This is a genomic window from Vibrio genomosp. F6 (assembly GCF_005146325.1).
In the GTDB taxonomy this organism is placed as follows: domain Bacteria; phylum Pseudomonadota; class Gammaproteobacteria; order Enterobacterales; family Vibrionaceae; genus Vibrio; species Vibrio cortegadensis.
Genome location: NZ_SYUT01000078.1, coordinates 1 through 3,197, shown reverse-complemented (window position 1 = coordinate 3,197; position 3,197 = coordinate 1). Strand labels below are relative to the sequence as shown.

5 protein-coding genes are annotated in these 3,197 nt (G+C 39.3%); 4 read left to right on the top strand and 1 reads right to left on the bottom strand.

Features of this window, described 5'->3' with window-relative positions; all coding sequences use genetic code 11:
- Positions 1-84 precede the first annotated feature (84 nt).
- Complete coding sequence (locus tag FCV43_RS19085; protein ID WP_136996069.1) at positions 85-486, bottom strand: YkgJ family cysteine cluster protein; 402 nt, start codon at positions 484-486, stop codon at positions 85-87.
- Between the two features lie 225 nt (positions 487-711).
- Between FCV43_RS19085 and FCV43_RS19080 the strand changes: the two genes are divergently transcribed.
- From FCV43_RS19080 to FCV43_RS19060, 4 genes are all read left to right on the top strand, one after another.
- Positions 712-1,104, top strand: coding sequence for a hypothetical protein (locus FCV43_RS19080; protein WP_054757475.1), 393 nt, complete (start codon positions 712-714; stop codon positions 1,102-1,104).
- A 219-nt stretch (positions 1,105-1,323) separates the two neighbouring features.
- Complete coding sequence (locus FCV43_RS19070; RefSeq protein ID WP_136996068.1) at positions 1,324-1,593, top strand: DUF1778 domain-containing protein; 270 nt, start codon at positions 1,324-1,326, stop codon at positions 1,591-1,593.
- Positions 1,590-2,123 carry a GNAT family N-acetyltransferase gene (locus FCV43_RS19065; protein ID WP_136996067.1) on the top strand — a complete coding sequence of 178 codons (534 nt, stop codon included), beginning with the start codon at positions 1,590-1,592 and terminating at the stop codon, positions 2,121-2,123. Before FCV43_RS19070 ends, FCV43_RS19065 begins: the two co-directional genes overlap by 4 nt.
- 138 nt (positions 2,124-2,261) lie before the next feature.
- Entirely contained in the window at positions 2,262-3,092 is an 831-nt protein-coding gene (locus FCV43_RS19060; protein ID WP_136996066.1) for a hypothetical protein, read from the top strand.
- The last annotated feature ends 105 nt before the right edge of the window (positions 3,093-3,197 follow it).

Below are 3,197 nucleotides of genomic sequence, written 5' to 3'. Positions count from 1 at the left end.
GTGTTTACGGTGCAATGGTTTAGGTTGGGTTTTATAGCGTTGTCGCACCTTAATTGGGCGTTATATGCAATTGCCTAAATCAACCTAGGAATAGCTCGAAGGTCGGCTTGAACTCATCAGCTTATCGAGATCTTTCTGAGCTTTCTTAGGGTTTTCTAAGTCAGTAATTTCTATCATTTCACATTCGTCCCGAATCATTTCGTTGATGAGGCTAGGGTAGTGGCGACAATCTTCTGGTCGGTCGAAGTAAATACTGCATGTATATTTATCTTTCTCTTCTGGCTTTGACTTCGGCACTAACTCCAAAAATGGACAATGGTTTAATTGTTCTCTGGTTTCTGGATCAAACCAGATTTTTCCATTTTTCACATATTCAAAGATATCTGGGTTAAACAGCTCCCACAGGTCTATTTCTTCCTGCGTGGCTGCTAAATCACCATCGCCATATTTGATGCAGCATTTCCCACATTGGTTGCAGTCTTTCATGGTGTTTACTTTGAATTAGAAGGCTATTGATTGAGTCTATCATCAATAGTGAAATTAGCTCTGCATTTGAGGTGGGAGTTTGCATATAACAAAGCGTTTAAGACGGATTCACAACGCTTGGCGGCTTCAGTTTAAAGATATGCATCAGTGTTTATGGCATAATGTCTTGAGTGCAGTGGTAGCGCTGTTCACCACTTAACGCGGCGTTAGCTGGCAGGAGGTTATATGGAAATTAATACCGACTTTGAGAAGATGAGCTTTCATGATGTATCTATCAATGATGTTTCCAGAAATGACTCTAAGATCATCATCGTTCTCAGTGGTATTTTCGTCAGCAAAGAGCACCCAGGTTCCAATGGAAAAGATCTAATTGTTCAAAATGGGGTGATGACTCTATACAACGTGTCCAATGAAAAAAGCCTCACTTGGTTGAATGATGTGTCACCCGTCAGTCACAAAACTCCAGAGTACCCGATTGACGAAATCATGAATGCGAAGTTTGATGGGAATACATTCCACTTTGATGGCTTTAAGGAAACGATGCCTTGGCATGAGTGGTTTATTCAGGCGACAAGTTTCAACTTGGTAGCTTTCGATGTTGTGGAAACAACCAGCTAACAAATTGTTCAAGAGTGATTCGGCACGCGTGGCATTTTTACTATGCGTTGATTTTAGTGGTTAAGGTATTATGCGGAGGCTTCGGTATTGCGTGCCTCACACCTTAACAAGGCGTTATATTCTCTTTCGTTCCGTAAGGTTTCCGTACAATTTGAATGTGCTTTAAATTTGTACTATAATCTTTCAGGTTACGGAATGTATCCGTACGCAGGAGGGGTTATGGCAACTGCACGTTTAGATATCCGCCTTGATGAAGAGATCAAGGCAAAAGCCGAAAAAGCATCGGCTTTACTTGGTTTAAAAAGTCTCACTGAATATGTTGTGAGACTTATGGACGAAGATGCGACTCATGTTATTGAGGAGCATGAAAGTATTATGGTCAAAGACAGTGTCTTTGACGAGTTTATGGCTGCGTGTAATAGAGCAAAAGCACCGAATCAAGCTTTGCTTGAAGCTGCCAAATTTACAGATGAGAGTGGTATTAAGTGAGTTGGGGTAAAGAGTTCGTAGAACTTAGTAAATCAAAGCATGACCGCAACTCATTTGACTGTGGCGAGCAAGAGCTAAACACATTTATTAAAACTCAAGCTGCAAAGCACATGCAAGCGGGCATTAGCCGAACGATGGTTTTACCTAGTGCTCATCCACTATTAAATCAAAAATTCGCTATTTGCGCATTTTATAGTGTTGCACCGAGTTCAATCAGCCGAGAAACATTACCGGCACAATTAGCAAAGAAACTTCCTAGATATCCAATTCCTGTTTTTCTTTTGGCTCAATTAGCTGTGCACAAAGAGTTTCATGGCTCTGGACTGGGAAAGGTTAGTCTAATTCGTGCACTGAAGTACTTGTGGGAAGTGAACCATCACATGAGAGCATACGCAATTGTTGTGGACTGTCTGACTGATTCTGCTCAAGTGTTCTATACGAAGTTCGGCTTTGAAGTATTGTGTGAACATAATGGGCGTATTCGTATGTTCTTACCAATGAAAACGGTAGAACAGCTTTTTAATCAATAGGCTACGAATATAACAAAGCATTTAAGAGTGATTCCTTACGCTTGGCTTTTCGCTTCGCTCAAGTATAGCCAAGCGTGCGTCACACCTTAATGCGGCGTTATGTGACTACCGAATGAATTTGTTTTTAATGGTGTTTTTATGCAAAACTTAAAAGAAAAAATCAAAATAATAGATACATTAATTTTGGATGATACACCTCAAAGCCTCGTCTATGCTGCTCTGGAGTGTAGACTAGCAATCGAGTTAATTTGTTATGAAAGATTAAAAGTGTCAATAGACAAAATGTCTAAAAATGAAGTCGATTGGCAACCTAAGAAAGTAATCCGCCAAATTTTGGCGGAAGAAAACTCTCACGCAACTCAAGAGTTAACTCTTTCAATTTCAACTGAGCCTAATAAAGAATCTAATTCTAAGCCATCTTTAGAGGAATATAAGGCAAAGTCATATGTTAAGCTTGGTACGCAGTCAGAACTAAATATAAATAAATTAGCTAGATACTACCAAGCTTTATCTAATTTAGCCCTTCATGTTTCTGTACCCAAAAACCAAACAATTCAGACCTATGGCGATGCTAAGATTATTAAGCGGAAGTTAGGTGAAGCCCTTGTTCAACTTAGAGCCGTTAGCAACGGTAATTTGGTGTTGGGAGGAATCGGACCAGAGTACAAGTTTCAATGTCTCACATGTAATTCTTTAATAATCCGAAAAGTTTCTTCACTACATGATGGTAAGATAGTTCACTGTAATTCGTGTATTGAGAGTTACTTAATATCTATAAGTGATGAGGAAATTTTCCATTCTCAGAATGTATATGCAATACCTTGTGATGCTTGTAGCACGACATCGCTTGTTCCGAAAAATATATTCAAGAATATGAGTGTAGAGGAGTGTCACGAATTGAAGTGTGATGGTTGTAATAAAACACTATATGTAAAATTAATGCCAACAATGTATAAATGTCGAGAATGAGTCACATAACAAGCCATTCAACAGGACAAAATACAGTTGGCTATTTTCGTTCCTCAAGTATTATAGCCAACTATATTTTGCCCGTTAATAGGGGCGCTGACGGAT

What these genes read in the sequence shown, in the direction of transcription:
- FCV43_RS19070 (WP_136996068.1), top strand. Translation starts at nt 1,324, where the DNA reads ATGGCAACTGCACGTTTAGATATCCGCCTTGATGAAGAGATCAAGGCA.
- FCV43_RS19080 (WP_054757475.1), top strand. Translation starts at nt 712, where the DNA reads ATGGAAATTAATACCGACTTTGAGAAGATGAGCTTTCATGATGTATCT.
- FCV43_RS19060 (WP_136996066.1), top strand. Translation starts at nt 2,262, where the DNA reads ATGCAAAACTTAAAAGAAAAAATCAAAATAATAGATACATTAATTTTG.
- FCV43_RS19085 (WP_136996069.1), bottom strand. Translation starts at nt 486, where the DNA reads ATGAAAGACTGCAACCAATGTGGGAAATGCTGCATCAAATATGGCGAT.